The organism is Streptomyces sp. NPDC093586 (assembly GCF_044764905.1).
In the GTDB taxonomy this organism is placed as follows: Bacteria; Actinomycetota; Actinomycetes; order Streptomycetales; family Streptomycetaceae; genus Streptomyces.
In genome coordinates, this window is record NZ_JBIWJA010000044.1 from 43,392 (window position 1) to 59,727 (window position 16,336).

Genomic DNA, 16,336 nt, shown 5'->3' on the forward strand with positions numbered 1-16,336 from the left:
CGGCCGCGTCGACACGGATTCCACGCGGAGATTTCTCGCGGGACGACAGTTCCGGTGGTCCCCCGTTCTTCATTTCCTCGGCCACGCCCTTCTTCCGTGTCGTCGGTGTCAGCCCACGGGGAATTCCCCGCCGTCCACGGTGAGGTTCTGTCCGGTCAGCCAGCTCGCCCGGTCCGACGCGAGGAACAGCACCGCGTCGGCGATGTCGTCCGGACGGCCGTCGCGGCCCAGTGGCGGGGCGGTGCCGTCCTGGCCCGGTCCCTCGGTCAGGGCCGCCCACTGCTCCCGCGTCGCCTCGCCGCCGGGGGTGGTGGTCCTGCCGGGAGACACCGCGTTGACCCGGACGCCGAACGGGGCGAGTTCCAGGGCCAGTCCCCGGCTGTAGTTCTGCAGCGCCGCCTTCGCCGCCGTGTAGTGGAGGAACGGCGGTGCCGAGGTGGGGACGGCGGCCGAGGAGACGTGCACGACCACGCCCGAACGCCGTTCACGCATCCCCGGTGTCAGGAGCGAGTCCAGCCGCACCGCTGCCAGGAAGTTCAGGTCCAGCTGGTCCTGCCACTCCTCGTCGGGAATGGCCCAGGCGTTCCGGAACGGGCGCGCCCCGCCCGCGTTGTCGACCAGGATGTCCACCCCGCCGAGCGCCTCCCGCGCGGCCGCGGCGATGGTCTGCGCGCCGGCCCGTGTCCGTACGTCGGCCGCCACGAAGGAGGCGCCCTGCGGCACCGTGTCCGTCTTCGACCTGGCGGTCGTGAGCACCTCGGCGCCCGCGTCCAGGAGCCGGCGCACGATGGCCGCGCCGATCCCGCGCGACCCACCCGTGACCAGGGCCCGCTTTCCCGCGAGCCCTTGCGTTTCCGGTCCGTTCTCGTTTTCGGTCATTTCACCGGTCCTCTCGATTGCGTATTCATCCACTCGACGAAGGAAGGCCGAGGCGCGAAGCGCGTGAATCTTCGGATAAATCTTTGACGATCACCTCGTCGACCTGCTTCACGCTACGTCCGGAAAACAACGAAAGACAAAGAAGAAATGTGAGCAGAAGCCATAGGGGTTTCCTATACCTCCGGCCTCCTCCGCCCGGCAGGGCGCGTGCGTTCCCGGGCGGTGGGACGTCACGTTCGCGACGGGACGAAAGGTCTTCGACGGAGCCCCGGACTTCCCCGGCGCCGGCCGTCCGGCCGGTGCCGGACGACTGGAGGCGCGGTCAGTCGGCCCGGGTACCCTCCGCGCATCGGCCGACGGACGCAGGCCCGGTCCGCTCGTCACCCCGGACACGTCCGGCGCGTGGGGGCGGGAACTCCGGCTCCTCACCTGGGCGGTACCCGGTTCGGCTTTCCGGATGCAGCGAGCGACGGTGACGCCCCGGCGGCCACCGCGACGGCGAACCCTGAAGTGCGCCCGCGTCGTTCGCCGCAGCGTCCCTCCCCGGCTCGGAGCGGCCGGCGCCGAAGCGGCAGGTGAGAGAACGCAGCCCTTGAGATCTGCGCGGTCTCGACCGGCGGTTGATCACGTGACCGGATCCGTACGATGCTCGAGTGAAGGACACTCTGATCGACGGACTCCGCACCGCGTACGACGCCCAACTCCGTGGTGTCACCCCGCCCGGCGGCAGCGCCCGCATCGAGAAGGACGGCCCGTTGACCCGTGTCGTCGGTTGGCACCGTGGCTTCGTCACGGGCCCGCGCGACCTCGGTGTGTACGGGGCGGAGCTGGACGCGCTCATAGCGCGGCAGCGTGACTTCTACGCCGCCCGTGGTGAGGCGGTCGAGTGGAAGACCCGCGCCCATGACCTCCCCGCCGACCTCACCGACCGGCTCACGGCGGCCGGTTTCGTCGCCGAGGACAGCGAGACCGTGCTCATCGGGCGGTCCGCGGACCTTGCCGCCGGCCCCGTCCTGCCCGACGGCGTGACCATCCGTCGTGTCACCGCCGGATCGGACCTGCAGCGCGTCGCCGCCATGGAGAGCACCGTCTGGGGCGAGGACCGGAGTTGGCTCGCCGACGACCTGTCCGCCCGGATCGGGAACGCCCCGGAGAACACCGTCGTCCTCGTCGCCGAGGCACGCACCGAGGTCGTCTGCGCCGCCTGGCTGGTGTTCAAGGACGGCGTCGACTTCGGCGGGCTCTGGGGCGGCTCGACGCTCAAGGAATGGCGTGGACGGGGCATCTACCGGGCCATGGTCGCCCGCCGGGCCCAACTCGCTGCCGCCCGCGACGTCCCCTACGTCTACGTCGACGCCTCAGCCGACAGCGCCCCCATCCTCACCCGCCTCGGCCTGCACGCGGTCACCACGACGACACCGTACGTCTGGTCACCCTGAGCTCAGCCGGTCTTCGCCGGCTCCTCAACCGACGGTGCGTGAAGACGAGCCGGATGCCCCGCCTCACCCCTGACGTCCCAGGCCATCGACCAGGACCACGCGCCGCTGTACCGGAACCGGCGGCTCACCGGTCTCCGGCGAACCCTCCTCGGACTCTGCAAGGCCTCCCTCGGCACCCACGGAGGCCTCTACGGAACCCCTGCAAGCACGGACACGCCTGCTTCTGCGAACCAGCGATCCTTCCTTGGGCCCCCTGGACAAACCGCCGGCGGCCCGGTCCTCGCCGGGCAGAGACGCAGCCATGCGCTGTGCCGGCACCGCCCCTGAGCTGATGGACCCGGTCCGACGTCTCGTCACACCCGGCCGGCGGTACCTCCGGCCGGGGGGGAAGCTCGCTGCGGTTGAGCGGGCCTGAGCGCGAGCTGTTCGTGAGGGAGTCGGTCCAGGCCGCCGGGGAGATCACTCCCGCTGAGCTCGGCGTCCTTTTCGAAGACGGGTGGCGAGAGCGGAAGACCGCCTCACGGACGTCGCGATGCTGCGGTGCGAGCCGGCCGTCTTCGGGCCGGTCTCCTCCGCCTCGACGGTCTCCCGTCTGATCGACGCCCTCGCCGCCCCGACGCGAAAGCCCTGCAGGCCATCCGATCCGCACGGTCCGAAGTCCGCAACCGGGTCCGGTCGCCGGCGGGCAGGCACGCCCCGGACGCCGGTGGACAGGCCATGGCCGGCCTCGACGGCATCCTCGTGATCGCGCGCTCCTCCAAGGAGAACACGGAGCCTTTTCCAACCTGCTCTGCGCCGGTTCGGGCGCACTGTCGCAAGGCTCATGCATTTCTGCGAGTGATCGCCTGTGCGACAGCCGCGCCGACCGCCAAGAAGCCCGCGGCGACGGCGAGCAGGGCACTCGTGGGCACCAGGGCGTCCGCAGAGCTCGAGGCGTTCTGCAGGTGGGTGAGCATGATGTTGACTGGGGAAACGCCTTTGCCCAGCAGCACGGCCAGCAGGAGCACCAGGGCCAGGACGAGCGCGTAGCCCTGCCGTCGGAACACCAGCCGTGAGCTGACCAGTCCGATGGCCATGCCGGTGAAAGCGCTGGTGAGTTGGGCCTCGGTTCCCAATGCCAGGTCCGCGAGGCCGGGTGTGTGGGTTCCGAACATCAACGGCAGCACCAGACCGGCGGCCGTCAGCAGCAGGCACCACACGGCGGTCGTCCCGACCGTCGCGAGGAGAACGCGTAGGTGGCTGCCGGTGCTGACGATGACGATCGAGCGGTGCGGCTGATCCTCGAGACCGATCAGTGCCATGGTCAGCCAGGCCGAGCACGGCAGCATGCCCCCGGCCACTGAGGCGTAGGTCGCGGTGAGCGGGCCGGTGTCGCTGCTGGTCAGCACGGCCACCAGACCGAGGAACAGCAGCAGCGGCGCGAGGTAGCGCTGGGAGAGCAGCAGCGCCGTGGACATGTAGCGGACCAGGGCGATCACAGGACGGCCTTCCGCACATCGAATCGGTGATCGTGTTCACCCACAGTTCCGGTGAGACCCGCTACCGACCACTGATGCTGCAGCGCCGTCAGCAGTACGGCGTCCGAGTGCTCCCGCGCCACCCGCAGGACGACCTCCCCGCCGCGTAGGGCGGAGTCCACCACACCCGGCAGCGCCGACCAGTTCATCTCGACCGGCATGACGCCGGTGGGCGGCACCGTCAGGACCAGTTCGACCATCGAGGCCCGATCCCCAGTGGGCCGGCTGCCGTGCAAGGTGATCCGGCCGTCGCGAATGGCGTAGACGCCGCTGGCGTGCGTCTCGGTGATTACCTCTCGGTGGTCGGTGAAGACCACCGCGCCGCCCTGTGCGGCCGCTTCGTCGATGAACTCGGAGAGGGCTCTGTGGGCCGAGATGTCCAGACCCGACCAAGGTTCGTCAAGGACCAGCAGGTCGGGCTGAACGAGCAGGGCCTGGGCGAGCGCCACCTTCTGCGCGTTGCCCTTCGACAGGGTGCGCAGCGACGCGTCCCGCTCTCCCACCAGGGACAGCCGCTCCAGCAGGTGATTGCCGCGGGTGCGGGCGGCGGAGGCCGACAGGCCACGGATGCGCCCCATGTGGGTGAGATAGGAGATCGCCGAGATGCGGTCGTGGGCGGTGAAGCGGTCCGGTACGTAACCGATGTGCGATGGTCGACCCGACACGTTTCCGGAGGTGGGCTGGGACAGTCCGACGAGGATCCTCAGCAAGGTCGACTTTCCGGAACCATTGCTGCCCGCCACCGCGAGGACGTCACCGGCCGAGACCTTCATGTCCACGTCGCGGAGGATCCACCGTCCTCTGCCATAACGTTTGCCGACCGCCTCACAACGTAACAACTCGTTCTCCCTGTGGCTTGCGCGCTGGCCCTTCCAGCCTGACGGGCGGGGTTGTCAATTAAGCTGGCAGGCAGGTGAAGCCCTGGTAGACAGTTTTTCGACCGAGAAGACCATCTTCACCAGAGGCTCCGCGTGCCTGTTTACCCTTCGGGTGTCAACGTGTCCAGCTCCACCCTTCGCCTCCTGTCCGCCCGGCTGCAAGCGCGTCGCCGCGCTCCTGCGATACCTGAGCGCGGGTCGACAGGATCTGCTTGCCCTCGCACCCACACTCGCCGAAGCCGTACGGGCCGCTTCGGTGAAGGCGTATCCGATTCTGGACGGGACGCTTCTCCCCATCGACCGGATTGCTGCCGACCGGCCCTTCTGCTCGGGCAAACATAAGAAGCACGGCGTGAACGTGCAGATCGTCGCCGACCCGAAGGGTCGTTTTCTGTGGGCATCACGGCCCTGCCCGGAGCCGTCCATGGCATCCGGGTGGCACGCGAGCACGACATCGTCGATGCTCTCGCCGAGGCAGGCATCAACTGCTGGGCGGGCCAGGGCTACCAGGGTGCCGGCGGCGCCGTTCGCACTCCTTACCGCGGCCGTTGGAACAGCCTTTCCACAGGTCAGCAGGAGGTCAACCGGTCTCATGCGAAGATCCGGGCACTCGTCGAGCAGGCCGTCGCCACTCTGAAGTCCTGGCGGCTCCTCTGCCGGATCCGGTGCTCAACCACCCGGATCACGAGCCTCGTCCAGGCCGTCCTCAGCCTGCATCCGGCCAGTCCGGACGGAGAGTGGAAAAGGCTCACGGCCTCGAACTGGAAAAAGGGCCGTGGCCATCACCCCCTGACGGCCTTCGTCGACCACGGCCCGGATCGGTGGTGCCGGCCTATGGGTGCAGGTGGGACAGGACCCCGTCGCTCACGGGGTAGGGGTCTTCGCGCGGGAGGAGTTGCCGGGCGGCATCCAGCTCTCCATGTCGTACACGAGTGTGGATCACACGGGCCAGTGGTGTGACATCGGCTATGGAGACGATCCACTCGTCGGCGTAGAGACGTGCGGCTTCGCCGGCGAGGCCGAGCTGTAGCGATCGGTGGGGAAGCGGTTGGAGGCGCAGGTCGCGCTCGGGGTCCCATTGCACCCGGGCAGGCGCCCGTTTCACCTGGCGTTTCCACGTGCCGTGATCAAGGTGCAGTCCACGCTCGTAGTGGGACAGGCAGGCGTGTCGCAGTGCCCATTCGAAGCCTTCCCGGGTGATCTCGACGGCGAGAACGGTCTCCTGGCCTTCCTTGGTGCCCCATCCGCAGCGGTACATCATCCACAGGAACGACGGCTTGATCCACGTCATCCGGTCCCGCTTCCACACCGCCGGGAAACGACCCTCCCGGGCCGCCGCCAGACCGATCACCGGCGAGTACGCCTGGTAGACGGTGATCGTGGAAGCCGTGTGCAGGGCTCGGATCCGATGCTTGGGTTCTGTCACTGGATCAGGGTGATCACACCGCTGCGTGCGCGCCATCGAATTACCGCGGCGGGAGGCCGCCGAGACTGCGGTGGCGGACGAGGGTGCAGGCGATGCCGGATGCCTCGCCGGGGCAGTCGTCGCCGCAGGCGGCGGTGACCGTATCGACACGCCGGTTCCGGTGTGAGCACCTTGGTCAAGACCCCTGTGCGCGATCGGTACCCCGCCCTACGCCGCCTTCTCGACCGTGCGGCGGGCGAACTGCGTGCGGTGCAGCTCGGCGTAGCGGCCGTCGGCCGCGAGGAGTTCCTCGTGGGTGCCGCGCTCGACGATGCGGCCCGCCTCGACGACCAGGATCTGGTCGGCCGCCCGGACCGTGGACAGCCGGTGGGCGATCACGATGGCCGTCCTGCCCTCCAGGGCCTCGGTGAGCGCTTCCTGGACGGCCGCCTCGGAGGTGTTGTCGAGGTGCGCGGTGGCCTCGTCGAGGATGACGACGCGCTGGCGGGCCAGCAACAGCCGGGCGATGGTCATGCGCTGGCGCTCGCCACCGGAGAGCCGGTAGCCGCGCTCGCCGACCACGGTGTCGAGGCCGTCGGGCAGGGACCGTACGAGGCCGTCCAGGCGGGCGCGGCGCAGCGCGTCCCACAGCTCGGTGTCGGTGGCCCCGGGGCGGGCCAGCAGCAGGTTGGCGCGGACGGTGTCGTGGAAGAGGTGGCCGTCCTGGGTGACCATGCCGAGGGTGTCGCGCAGCGACCGGGCGGTGAGATCGCGGACGTCGACACCGCCGATCCGTACGGCGCCGGCGTCGACGTCGTACAGGCGCGGCAGCAGCTGGGCGATGGTCGACTTGCCGGCGCCGGAGGAGCCGACGAGCGCGATCGTCTGGCCGGGTTCGGCGCGGAAGGAGAGTCCGTGCAGGACCTCGTCGCCGCTCCGGGTGTCCAGGGAGGCGACCTCCTCGAGAGAGGCCAGGGAGACCTTGTCGGCCGACGGGTAGCCGAAGCGGACGTCGTCGAACTCGACCGCGACCGGGCCGTCGGGGACGGGGCGGGCGTCGGGCCTCTCGGCGATGAGCGGGGTCAGGTCCAGCACCTCGAAGACCCGCTCGAAGCTGACGAGAGCGCTCATCACCTCGACGCGGGCCCCGGCGAGCGCGGTGAGCGGCGCGTACAGGCGGGTCAGCAGCAGTGCCAGGGCGACGACGGCGCCCGGGTCCAGGGTGCCGCGCAGGGCGAAGAAGCCGCCGAGGCCGTAGACGACGGCCAGGGCGAGGGCGGAGACCAGGGTGAGCGCGGTGATGAAGGCGGCCTGGGCGGTGGCGGTGCGCACGCCGATGTCCGCGACGCGGCGGGCGCGGGCGGCGAACTCCGCCGATTCCTCCTCCGGGCGGCCGAACAGCTTGACGAGCGTGGCGCCGGGCGCGGAGAAGCGCTCGGTCATCCGGGTGCCCATCGCGGCGTTCAGGGTGGCGGCCTCGCGCTGCATGCGGGCCATGCGGCGGCCCATGCGCCGGGCGGGGAGCACGAACACCGGCAGCAGCACCAGCGCGATCAGGGTGATCTGCCAGGACAGGGTGAGCATGACGGCGAGGGTCAGCAGCAGGGTGACGAGGTTGCTGACCACGCCGGACAGGGTGTTGCTGAAGGCGCGCTGGGCGCCGATGACGTCGTTGTTGAGACGGGAGACCAGCGCTCCCGTACGAGTGCGTGTGAAGAACGCCACCGGCATGCGCTGCACATGGTCGAACACGGCCGTCCTGAGGTCGAGGATGAGCCCTTCGCCGAGCGTCGCCGACAGCCTGCGGGAGAGGATGCCGAGCGCCGCCTCCACGACGGCGATCAGCGCGATCAGCAGGGCCAGGCGGACGACCGTGCCCTCCTCGCCGCCGGTCACGATGGCGTCGACGACCTTGCCTGCCAGCACGGGGGTGGCGACGGCGAGGAGGGCGGTCGCCACTCCGAGCAGCGCGAACCAGGTGATGCGGCGGCGGTGCGGGCGGGCGAAGGCGCCGATGCGGCGCAGGGTGGCGCGGGCGAAGGGGCGGCGTTCCTGCTCGGCGTTCAGCACGCTGTGCAGCTGGGTCCAGGCGGTGGTCTCCATGCTCATGCCGGCGACGGTAGAACCTCGACCTTTCTTGAGGTCAAGGAGAGCATGACCGCGATCCGCAAGCCCGCGTCCGCGCGTCGGTCATCCGTAGGTGGCGCGACTCGGGGAATGTCTTGTGGTGTGACAGTCGTACGCGCCCCCGAGGCGCCCCCTTCCGGTCGTGTCCCCACCGGCCGGGACGGTCGTGCGCGCCGGGTCCGGCGGCTCGTCTGCGTCCTTCCGCTGCTGCTGGTCGCCGTGGTGGCGGTGCGGCACCGGTCGGTGCTCGCCGAGGGCTTCGGCCGGCTCGCCGACGCCGAGGCGCCCTGGTTGCTGGCCGCGGCCGGCGTGACCTGTCTGACCTGGGTGGCCGCCGCCTGCACCCGGCAGGGTGCGGTGGTGGAGCGGCTGCCGCCGGGACGGCTGCTCGCCACGCAGTTCGCGGCGGGCGCGGCCAACCATCTGCTGCCGGCGGGGCTGGGTGCGAGCGCGGTCAACCTGCGGTTCCTGACGGTGTGCGGGCTGCCGTTCGCCCGTGCGTCCGCCGCCCTGGCCCTGTACCTGCTGGCGGAGGGCGCCGGCCGGCTGGCCCTGCTGGGCGGGCTGCTGCTCGTCTTCCCGGACGCGCTGCGACCGGGCGCGCTGCTGCCCGAGGGGGCCGTCGGCCCGCTGCTGTCCGCCGCGGTGGCGGTGCCGGTCGTGGCGGCGGGTGCGCTGGTGCTGGTGCGGCGGCTGCGGGCGGCCGTGGTGTCGTTCCTGCGGACGGCGCTCGGCGAGGCCCGGTCGGTGCACGCCCGCCCGGCGCGGGCGCTCGCGCTGTGGGGCGGTGCGCTGGCCTTCCCGGCGCTGCAGGCGGCGGTGCTGGTCCTGGTCGGCAGGGCGCTGGGGCTCGGGGTGCCGCCCGGGCACATGGCGGTGGCGTACCTGGCGGCGACGGTCGCGGTCGCGCTGGTGCCCACGCCGGGCGGTATCGGCTCGGTGGAGGCGGCGCTGGTCGTGGCGCTGGTGGCGGCGGGCGGCCCGGCGGGTGTGGCGACGGCGGTGGTCCTCGCCTTCCGCGTCATCACCGTGTGGCTGCCGCTGCTGCCGGGGGCGCTGACCCTGGGGGTGCTGGTGCGCAGGAAGGTGCTCTGAGGGCGGGGCGGTACGTCGCCCGCGGACGGGCCGGCCGAGGCGGCGCGTGAGCACCCCCGCCGGTGCGGACCGCCGTGCCGGATACGGCAGGATGAGCCCCCGCACCGGACGAACTCCCTTACGGGCCGGTGCGATCGCACATCGGAGAATCGAGCAGGTGACAGGTGACGAGTAAGCACATCCGCCCGTCGGCGAGCGGCTCCGCCGCAGCCGTGTCCCTTGGAGGTGACCGATGACCGAGGACCTCACCGTGGACCACCTGGTGCCCGCCGGCATCGCGCTGGCCGCCGGGCTGCTGGGGGCGTTCCTGCTGCGCATGCTGCTGCGCTGGCTGGGGCGGCACGCGGAGCGCACCCGCTGGGGCGGCGACGACGTGATCGTGGACGCGCTGCGCACGGTGGTGCCGTGGGCGGCGGTCACGGCCGGCGCGGCCGGCGCGGGGGCGGCGCTGCCGCTGACGAGGACGGTGCAGCACAACGTCAACCAGGTGCTGACCGTCCTGCTGATCTTCGTGGTGACGGTGTCGGCGGCCCGCGTGATCGCCGGACTGGTCCGGACGGTCACGGCGTCCCGCTCCGGGGTGGCCGGGTCGGCGACGATCTTCGTCAACATCACCCGGGTCCTGGTGCTGGCGATCGGCTTCCTGGTGGTGCTGCAGACGCTGGGCATCTCCATCGCGCCGATGCTCACCGCCCTCGGCGTGGGCGGTCTGGCGGTCGCGCTGGCGCTGCAGGACACGCTCGCCAACCTCTTCGCGGGCCTCCACATCCTCGCCTCGAAGACCGTGCAGCCGGGCGACTACATCAGGCTGAGCAGCGGCGAGGAGGGCTACGTCGAGGACATCAACTGGCGCCAGACCACCGTCCGCGCGCTCTCCAACAACCTGGTCGTGATCCCCAACGGGCAGCTCGCGAAGACGAACATGACCAACTTCATGCGCCCCGAGCAGAAGCTGACCATCCTGGTGCAGGCGGGCGTCGCCTACGACAGTGATCTGGAACACGTGGAGCGGGTCACCGTCGAGGTCGTCGCCGAGGTGATGACGGAGATCACCGGGGCGGTGCCGGAGCACGAGCCGGCGGTGCGCTTCCACACCTTCGGCGACTCGCGGATCGGCTTCACCGTGATCCTCGGCGTCGGCGAGTTCAGCGACCAGTACCGGATCAAGCACGAGTTCATCAAGCGCCTGCACAAGCGCTACCGCGAGGAGGGCATCCGCATTCCGGCGCCCGCCCGGACGGTCGCGCTCCAGCAGGGAAGCATGGTGATCCCGCAGCAGCGGGCGGGCGAGGACACCGTGCCGTCCGCCTGAGCGGTCACCCGCTCGGCCGGGGCCGCGCGGCCGGATGGCCGGAATCTCCGCGCGACCCCTGTCGAGCCGAGGTCGATCACGAGATATCTTGATGTCGAGCAATGTTGCAGACGTGGAGCGGAGCACCCGGTGACTGACTCGACCATCATCTACACACACACTGACGAGGCCCCGGCCCTGGCGACGTACTCGTTCCTGCCCGTGGTCCGGGCGTACGCCGCGCAGGCGGGTGTCTCCGTGGAGACCCGGGACATCTCGCTGGCCGGCCGGATCATCGCGCTGTTCCCGGAGTACCTCACCGAGGACCAGCGCATCCCGGACGCCCTCGCCGAGCTGGGCGAGCTGGCCAAGACGCCCGCCGCCAACATCATCAAGCTGCCGAACATCTCGGCGTCCATCCCCCAGCTCAAGGCCGCGATCGCCGAGCTGCAGGGCCAGGGCTACGCGCTGCCGGACTACCCGGACGACCCGAAGACCGACGAGGAGCGCGACGTCCGCGCCCGCTACGACAAGGTCAAGGGCTCCGCGGTCAACCCGGTCCTGCGCGAGGGCAACTCCGACCGCCGCGCCCCGGCCTCGGTGAAGAACTACGCCAAGACCCACCCGCACCGCATGGGCGCCTGGACCCCCGAGTCGAAGACGAACGTCGCGACCATGGGCGAGAACGACTTCCGCTCCACCGAGAAGTCCGTGGTGATCGCCGAGGACGGCACGCTGCGGATCGAGCTGGCCGGCGACGACGGCACCACCACGGTGCTGCGCGAGTCGGTGCCGGTGAAGAAGGACGAGGTCGTCGACGCCTCGGTGATGCGCGTCGCCGCGCTGCGCGAGTTCCTGACCGCGCAGGTCGCCCGCGCCAAGTCCGAGGGCATCCTGTACTCGGTGCACCTGAAGGCCACGATGATGAAGGTCTCCGACCCGATCATCTTCGGTCACGTGGTGCGCGCCTTCTTCCCGAAGACGTTCGCGAAGTACGGCGAGACGCTGGCCGCCGCCGGCCTCACCCCGAACGACGGCCTGGGCGGCATCTACAAGGGCCTGGAGGCCCTGCCCGAGGGCGCCGAGATCAAGGCCTCCTTCGACGCCGAGCTCGCCGAGGGCCCGGACCTGGCGATGGTCGACTCCGACAAGGGCATCACCAACCTGCACGTGCCCTCCGACGTCATCATCGACGCCTCCATGCCGGCCATGATCCGCACCTCCGGCCACATGTGGGGCGCGGACGGCCAGGAGCACGACGCCCTCGCCGTCATCCCGGACTCCTCCTACGCCGGCGTGTACCAGGCCGTCATCGAGGACTGCCGCGCCAACGGCGCCTACGACCCCTCCACGATGGGCTCCGTCCCGAACGTCGGCCTCATGGCGCAGAAGGCCGAGGAGTACGGCAGCCACGACAAGACCTTCGAGATCCCCGTCACGGGCACGGTCCGCCTGGTCGACCAGAACGGCACCACCGTCCTGGAGCAGACGGTCTCCGCCGGCGACATCTTCCGCGCCTGCCAGACCAAGGACGCCCCGATCCGCGACTGGGTGAAGCTGGCCGTCACCCGCGCCCGCGCCACCGGCGACCCGGCCGTCTTCTGGCTGGACGAGGGCCGCGCCCACGACGCCAACCTGATCGCCAAGGTGAAGCAGTACCTGCCGGAGCACGACACCGAGGGCCTGGACATCCGGATCCTGAACCCGGTCGAGGCGACCAAGCTGTCGGTGGAGCGCATCCGCCGCGGTGAGAACACCATCTCGGTCACCGGCAACGTGCTGCGCGACTACCTGACCGACCTGTTCCCGATCCTGGAGCTGGGCACCAGCGCCAAGATGCTGTCGGTCGTCCCGCTGATGGCGGGCGGCGGCCTGTTCGAGACGGGTGCCGGCGGCTCCGCGCCGAAGCACGTCCAGCAGCTGGTCAAGGAGAACTACCTGCGCTGGGACTCCCTGGGCGAGTTCTTCGCCCTGGTGCCGTCCCTGGAGAAGTTCGCCGAGGTCACCGGCAACGGCAGCGCCAAGGTCCTCGCCGACGCCCTCGACCGCGCCACGGCGACCTTCCTCGAGGAGGACAAGTCCCCGACCCGTCGCGTCGGCGGCATCGACAACCGCGGCAGCCACTTCTACCTGTCCCTGTACTGGGCGCAGGAGCTGGCCCGGCAGACCGACGACGCGGACCTGGCCAAGGCCTTCGCCCCGCTCGCCGAGACGCTCGCCGCCAACGAGCAGAAGATCGTGGACGAGCTGAACTCCGTCCAGGGCGAGCCGGCCGACATCGGCGGCTACTACCAGCCCGACCCGGCCAGGGCCGCCGCGGTCATGCGCCCGTCGGCCACCTGGAACGAGGCGCTGGCGTCCCTCGCCTGATCCTCGCCGGCCCCCAGGGCTCCCGGGCACCCCGTCTCCGTCCGCCGGAGACGGAGTGCCCGTCTGTGCGCCGCCACCCGCCGCGCCCCCTCGACCCACCACCTCCGGAGCAGCCCCATGACCGACGCCCCGCAGACCTTCGAACTGCTGCCCGGCGCCGCCCACTCCCCCGTGATCCTGCACGTGCCGCACTCCTCGCGGGAGATACCGGCCGACGTCCGCGCCGGCATCGTCCTCGACGACGCGGCGCTGGAACGGGAGCTCGACCACATCACCGACTCGCACACGGCCGAGATCGCCGAGGCCGCGGCCGGGCTGGCCGGCGTCACGCCCTGGCGGTTCGTGAACCGGGCGTCGCGGCTGGTGGTCGACCCGGAACGGTTCCCTGACGAGCGGGAGGAGATGACGGCCGTCGGAATGGGCGCCGTGTACACGCGGACCACGCACCGCGAGGTGCTGCGGGCCGACGGCACCGACCCGGAGCCGCTGCTCGAACGGTACTTCCGGCCGTACGCGCGGGCGATGACGGAGGCGGTCGCCGGCCGGCTCGCCGCCACCGGGCGGGCCGTGATCGTCGACGTGCACTCCTACCCCACCGAGCCGCTGCCCTACGAGCTGCACGGCGAGGGCCCGCGCCCGCCGGTCTGCCTGGGCACCGACGGCTTCCACACGCCGCCCGGACTGCTCGCCGCCGCCCGGCGGGCGTTCGCGCCGTGCGGGGAGACCGGGCTCGACAGCCCGTTCAGCGGGACGTACGTGCCGCTGGAGTTCTACGGGAAGCGGGGCGAGGTCGGCGCGCTGATGGTGGAGATCCGCCGGGACACCTACATGACCGAGCCGGGCGGCCCGGCCGGACCGGGCCTGTCTCGCCTCGCGGCGTCGCTGGCGGCGCTCGTCGACGCCGTATCGGGCTGATCACCCGGGGGCGGGCCGGGTCAGGCGCGCAGCCACTCCGTGACGACCACCTCGCCGCCGGTCCGCAGCCGCAGGGCGAACGGGCCGGCGGGCGGGGCGTCGCCGGTGAAGCGGCCCATGTCGTCGGCCGTCAGCCGGGCATGGGCCAGCGGGCCGGTGAGCACCTCGATCCGGGCCGGGCCCGGCGGAAGCACCTGTCCGAACAGTCCGTCGGAGGTCACCTCCACGTCGACGATCACGTCGTCCGCGCGGAAGGTCAGCATCCGTGGCGGGTCCGGCTCCCCCCGCACCGGGATGGCGTCGGTCAGCGAGTCGAAGGTCAGCTCGGCGACGCGCGCCTCCAGGTCGCGCAGCGCGTAGGCGTCGACGGCGATCCGCCGCAGCTCGGCCGGTACCGGGTCCAGGATCGCGGCGGCCTGCCGCAGCTCCTCCTCCAGCAGCCCGTTCTCCCACTCCCCGTCGGTGGACGTCCCGCCGGCCGGTCCGTCCTCGGCGTCGTCGTGGCCGTCGTACAGGTCGCTCATACCGTCCCCCGTGTCTCCAGCCGGGTCCGCAGCCGGCGCAGGCAGCGCTGACGCATCGGCCCGATGCTGCCCACCGCGATTCCCAGCGCGGCGGACACCTCCTGATAACTGGGCGGTGGCGAGGAGATCAGCACCCTGAGCAACTGGCGGCAGCGCTCGCCCAGTTTCTCGAACTCCTGCCACAGCCGCCGCACGCGCTCGGTCTGCGCGGCGGCCTCCTCGGAGTCGAGCACCGACTCCTCCGGCGTGCGGTCCTCGCTCGGCCGGTCGAGCAGCTGCAGGTCGTCGGTCGGCGTCCAGCGCCTCGACGCCTTGAGCAGCTTCAGGCACTCGTGGCGTGCCGTGCTCGCCAGCCACGAGCCGGCCTTCTCCGGTTCGCGGATCCGCCCCAGGTTCTGGGCGAACCGGAACCAGGCGGTCTGGTACACCTCGTGCGCGTCGGCGTCGGACAGGCCGTGCGCCCGTGCGACCGACCACACCAGCGGACCGACTCCGTCCACCAGTGCCTTCCAGGCCGCCGCGTCCCCGTCGGCGGCCGACCTGACGAGCGCACCGACATCTGCACGGTCCACTGCCCCACCCCTCGTGTACGACTCGTCATCGTACGCCGCGCAGGGGGCTCCTCCGCCCGGCATCGCGCCGCTCACCTCGCCGCGGCCGGCGGTGCGACGGAGGCCGGACACCAGGTGGGCGGCAGCAGCGCCGGTACGTGCGCGCCGCGCACCTCGGCGAACTCGGTGACGGTCGCGAGCAGTTGCCTGCGGGCCGCGCGGGGGTCGGTCTCCTTGCGCTCCGTCATGTGGGAGGCGACCAGGCCGGCGGCCACCGGGGTGGCGAAGGAGGTGCCGCTCCACTGCGCGTGCCCCTCGAACATCACCTGGTCCGGCTTGGCGGGCGCCTCGCCCGGCTCGCTGAGCACCCCGTTGTGCCGGGGGTGCTGGCAGGTGCAGGCGTAGCCGAAGCCGAACCGGCAGGCGTCGTAGGTGGAGTGCTGGTAGACGTACGGCACGGGCGTCCGGAAACCGGTGAGGGCGCTGGTGAGGCGCTCACCGGGGGCGTAGGCCTTGACCCAGCCGCCGTGGTTGCTGAAGCAGGCGCCGAACTCGCCGTCGGCGCGCAGCGCGCCGACCGACAGGACGGCGCGCTCCCAGCCGGGCAGGTCGGCGTAGGCGGCGGGCCAGAAGGGGGTGGCGCTGGCGTTGTTGCCGGCGGCGGCGACCAGCAGGGTGCGCTGTTCGCGCAGTTCCTCCATGAAGGCGTGGAGGCCGAGCAGTCCGTCGGCGCGGCCGTTGGAGGTGCCGGCGGAGAGGCTGAGGATGTCGGGCCAGCCGCTCCGGTCGACGGCCTCGAAGAGCTTCTCGCCGAACTCGGACTCCAGGATCGCGCCGGCGTCGTTGAGGGTGCCCCGCACGGTCACGTCGGTGTTGGGGGCGACGGCGGCGAGGAGCCCGGCGATGAAGGTGCCGTGGCCGACGTACTGCTGGAGGACGCCGTCGTCGTCGCACTCCCGTGTCTGGGCGTCGCCGTCGGTGTGGACCAGCAGCGGGCAGGCGCGGTAGTCGTGCATGAGGCCGGTGTCGACGACGAGGACGCCGACGGCGGTGTCCGCGTCGTACGCCGTCGCGGCCGGTGCCGGGTTCGGCGGCTCGCCGGCCGGGACGGGCACGGGCTCGTCGCCGGGGCAGGCGTTGACGGCGATCGAGACGACGTGGTTGCGGCTGATCAGGCGGCGGCCCGCGCGGCCCTCCACCGTTCTGAGGGAGCGCAGGGCGTGGGGGGGGGCCCGGGGGGCGCCCCCCCCCCCCCCCCCCGGGGGGCCCCCCCCGGGGGGGGGGGCCCCCGGGGGGGGGGCCCCCCCGCGGGGGCCCCCCCCCCCGGGGGGGGGGGCCCCCCCCC

Annotated in this window: 12 protein-coding genes and 3 pseudogenes; 7 read left to right on the plus strand and 8 right to left on the minus strand. The window is 71.7% G+C overall.

What is annotated here, in order from left to right:
* Positions 1-108: 108 nt before the first annotated feature.
* Positions 109-879: an oxidoreductase gene (locus ACIRFH_RS31470; RefSeq protein WP_403528286.1), complete on the minus strand. Its 771-nt coding sequence runs from the start codon at positions 877-879 to the stop codon at positions 109-111.
* A 653-nt stretch (positions 880-1,532) separates the two neighbouring features.
* Between ACIRFH_RS31470 and ACIRFH_RS31475 the strand changes: the two genes are divergently transcribed.
* Positions 1,533-2,318 (plus strand): GNAT family N-acetyltransferase, encoded by a 786-nt coding sequence (locus tag ACIRFH_RS31475; RefSeq protein ID WP_403528289.1) that lies wholly within the window; start codon positions 1,533-1,535, stop codon positions 2,316-2,318.
* Between the two features lie 496 nt (positions 2,319-2,814).
* Positions 2,815-3,086, plus strand: a pseudogene (locus tag ACIRFH_RS31480) (IS1380 family transposase); the annotation flags it as partial.
* A gap of 53 nt (positions 3,087-3,139) precedes the next feature.
* Here ACIRFH_RS31480 and ACIRFH_RS31485 read toward each other — a convergent pair.
* Entirely contained in the window at positions 3,140-3,796 is a 657-nt protein-coding gene (locus tag ACIRFH_RS31485; protein WP_403528292.1) for a hypothetical protein, read from the minus strand.
* On the minus strand, positions 3,793-4,614 hold the full coding sequence (locus ACIRFH_RS31490) for an ATP-binding cassette domain-containing protein (protein WP_403528295.1): 822 nt from the start codon (positions 4,612-4,614) through the stop codon (positions 3,793-3,795). The genes ACIRFH_RS31485 and ACIRFH_RS31490 overlap by 4 nt, the downstream gene beginning before the upstream one ends.
* Before the next feature lie 355 nt (positions 4,615-4,969).
* On the opposite strand from ACIRFH_RS31490, the pseudogene ACIRFH_RS31495 reads away from it, so the two are divergent.
* Positions 4,970-5,370 (plus strand): annotated as a pseudogene (locus tag ACIRFH_RS31495) (transposase family protein); the annotation flags it as partial.
* 175 nt (positions 5,371-5,545) lie between these two features.
* On the opposite strand, the gene ACIRFH_RS31500 reads toward ACIRFH_RS31495, so the two are convergent.
* Both ACIRFH_RS31500 and ACIRFH_RS31505 read right to left on the minus strand, forming a co-directional pair.
* The gene (locus tag ACIRFH_RS31500) at positions 5,546-6,175 is read right to left on the minus strand and encodes a DUF4291 domain-containing protein (protein WP_403528298.1); all 630 of its coding nucleotides are present in this window, start codon (positions 6,173-6,175) and stop codon (positions 5,546-5,548) included.
* Between the two features lie 171 nt (positions 6,176-6,346).
* Positions 6,347-8,221: an ABC transporter ATP-binding protein gene (locus ACIRFH_RS31505; protein ID WP_403528320.1), complete on the minus strand. Its 1,875-nt coding sequence runs from the start codon at positions 8,219-8,221 to the stop codon at positions 6,347-6,349.
* A gap of 126 nt (positions 8,222-8,347) precedes the next feature.
* On the opposite strand from ACIRFH_RS31505, the gene ACIRFH_RS31510 reads away from it, so the two are divergent.
* The 4 genes from ACIRFH_RS31510 (at position 8,348) to ACIRFH_RS31525 (ending at position 13,916) form a co-directional block, all read left to right on the plus strand.
* Positions 8,348-9,340 (plus strand): YbhN family protein, encoded by a 993-nt coding sequence (locus ACIRFH_RS31510; protein WP_403528301.1) that lies wholly within the window; start codon positions 8,348-8,350, stop codon positions 9,338-9,340.
* A 232-nt stretch (positions 9,341-9,572) separates the two neighbouring features.
* Positions 9,573-10,652, plus strand: coding sequence for a mechanosensitive ion channel family protein (locus ACIRFH_RS31515; protein WP_403528304.1), 1,080 nt, complete (start codon positions 9,573-9,575; stop codon positions 10,650-10,652).
* Between the two features lie 129 nt (positions 10,653-10,781).
* Complete coding sequence (locus tag ACIRFH_RS31520) at positions 10,782-13,001, plus strand: NADP-dependent isocitrate dehydrogenase (protein ID WP_403528307.1); 2,220 nt, start codon at positions 10,782-10,784, stop codon at positions 12,999-13,001.
* 117 nt (positions 13,002-13,118) lie between these two features.
* Positions 13,119-13,916, plus strand: a complete 798-nt coding sequence (locus tag ACIRFH_RS31525) for an N-formylglutamate amidohydrolase (protein WP_403528310.1) — start codon at positions 13,119-13,121, stop codon at positions 13,914-13,916.
* A 20-nt stretch (positions 13,917-13,936) separates the two neighbouring features.
* On the opposite strand, the gene ACIRFH_RS31530 is transcribed toward ACIRFH_RS31525, so the two are convergent.
* From ACIRFH_RS31530 to ACIRFH_RS31540, 3 genes and pseudogenes are all read right to left on the minus strand, one after another.
* Entirely contained in the window at positions 13,937-14,440 is a 504-nt protein-coding gene (locus tag ACIRFH_RS31530; protein WP_403528313.1) for a hypothetical protein, read from the minus strand.
* Complete coding sequence (locus tag ACIRFH_RS31535) at positions 14,437-15,075, minus strand: RNA polymerase sigma factor (RefSeq protein ID WP_403528316.1); 639 nt, start codon at positions 15,073-15,075, stop codon at positions 14,437-14,439. The genes ACIRFH_RS31530 and ACIRFH_RS31535 overlap by 4 nt, the downstream gene beginning before the upstream one ends.
* Positions 15,076-15,083: 8 nt before the next feature.
* Positions 15,084-16,256: pseudogene (locus ACIRFH_RS31540) on the minus strand (S8/S53 family peptidase); the annotation flags it as partial.
* Positions 16,257-16,336 lie beyond the last annotated feature (80 nt).

Excerpts from the sequence above, each read along its gene's own strand:
- ACIRFH_RS31500 (WP_403528298.1), bottom strand. The coding sequence starts at position 6,175 with ATGGCGCGCACGCAGCGGTGTGATCACCCTGATCCAGTGACAGAACCC.
- ACIRFH_RS31535 (WP_403528316.1), bottom strand. The coding sequence starts at position 15,075 with ATGCCGGGCGGAGGAGCCCCCTGCGCGGCGTACGATGACGAGTCGTAC.
- ACIRFH_RS31530 (WP_403528313.1), bottom strand. The coding sequence starts at position 14,440 with ATGAGCGACCTGTACGACGGCCACGACGACGCCGAGGACGGACCGGCC.
- ACIRFH_RS31525 (WP_403528310.1), top strand. The coding sequence starts at position 13,119 with ATGACCGACGCCCCGCAGACCTTCGAACTGCTGCCCGGCGCCGCCCAC.
- ACIRFH_RS31505 (WP_403528320.1), bottom strand. The coding sequence starts at position 8,221 with ATGGAGACCACCGCCTGGACCCAGCTGCACAGCGTGCTGAACGCCGAG.
- ACIRFH_RS31515 (WP_403528304.1), top strand. The coding sequence starts at position 9,573 with ATGACCGAGGACCTCACCGTGGACCACCTGGTGCCCGCCGGCATCGCG.
- ACIRFH_RS31470 (WP_403528286.1), bottom strand. The coding sequence starts at position 879 with ATGACCGAAAACGAGAACGGACCGGAAACGCAAGGGCTCGCGGGAAAG.